Below are 921 nucleotides of genomic sequence, written 5' to 3'. Positions count from 1 at the left end.
ATCATAGAGCGAGCCTTCGCTCATCACCCGGTCGACGCCGAGCGCCAGCTGCTCGACGATCTGGTCGAGGCGCAGCGCCGGCACCGAGCGGTCGCCGCGGCGGCGGTCGGCCAGCAGGCGGTGGGCATTGGCAATGGCGGCTTCGCCACCTTTCACCGCGACATACATGTCATGCCTCCATCGACTTGATGCGGGTGGTGCGCGGCAGGCAGGCGAGGCTGCCTGGCGCTGCCAGGATGATGTCGACGCCGCGCGGGAAACGCTGGTTGTTCTGCTTCCACTGCTCGACGAAATGGCGCGGCATGCCCGGAGGCGCGATCATCGACGTTTTTTCGATCCCGGGGCCCTCAAGCAGCAGCGACGGGCCCGAAGCGAGGTCGTCGACCAGGAGGATCAGCGTCGTCGAGCGGTCGGGGTATTCCTGCGTGCCTTGCGCAAAACCGTCTAGCGCGGCCATCTCCTTCGGATTGGCGATCAGGGCGAAATGCGCGTCGGCCGGCGTGTTGGCCAAGGGCGCGCCGGTGTGGAAGCCGAGCCAGGCCTTGACCGAAGCTTCCGCCTGCAGCGGCGGATCGAGCCAGAGCGGGGTGTCATTGTCGCAGAGCGAGAGCGCCACGGCCCCGGCCGTCGCCGACAATGGCGCCGGCGGGCGGGTGAGTTGCGGCAGGGCCTGCACGGAGCCTGGGCGCGCCATCGCGTCCATGATGGCGCGGAAGACGGTTTGCGCGTTGAAGACTGGCTCGGCGAAGCCGCCGTCGATCGATTGCGTGGCGATATCCATCAGTCCTCTCCGCGCACCATGGTGAAGAAATCCACTTTCGTGGCCGCCGTCTCGACGCGCCGCGTCTCGCGCGCCGCATCGAGCGCCGCGCGCAAAGGCGCGGCGAGCTTCGTCTCGACTGCTTCACGCTGCGGCGGGTC

Annotated in this window: 3 protein-coding genes; all 3 read right to left on the bottom strand. The window is 68.3% G+C overall.

The genetic code is table 11. From position 1 onward, the window contains the following. Nucleotides 1-168, bottom strand: a 168-nt coding sequence (locus EOA28_RS37035; protein WP_189342413.1) for a carbon-phosphorus lyase complex subunit PhnI, incomplete at its 3' end; no start/stop codon positions are given. Between the two features lies 1 nt (nt 169). Next, a complete protein-coding gene (gene phnH / locus EOA28_RS37030; RefSeq protein WP_128315903.1) occupies nt 170-781 on the bottom strand; it encodes a phosphonate C-P lyase system protein PhnH in 612 nt (203 codons plus the stop codon). Next, nucleotides 781-921, bottom strand: a 141-nt coding sequence (locus tag EOA28_RS37025; RefSeq protein ID WP_148671171.1) for a phosphonate C-P lyase system protein PhnG, incomplete at its 5' end; no start/stop codon positions are given. The genes phnH and EOA28_RS37025, both read right to left, overlap by 1 nt.

Source organism: Mesorhizobium sp. M2A.F.Ca.ET.067.02.1.1, from assembly GCF_004023285.1.
Taxonomy (GTDB): Bacteria; Pseudomonadota; Alphaproteobacteria; order Rhizobiales; family Rhizobiaceae; genus Mesorhizobium.
The sequence above is the reverse complement of the archived record's forward strand: the minus strand, read 5'-3'. Positions and strand labels throughout refer to the sequence as shown.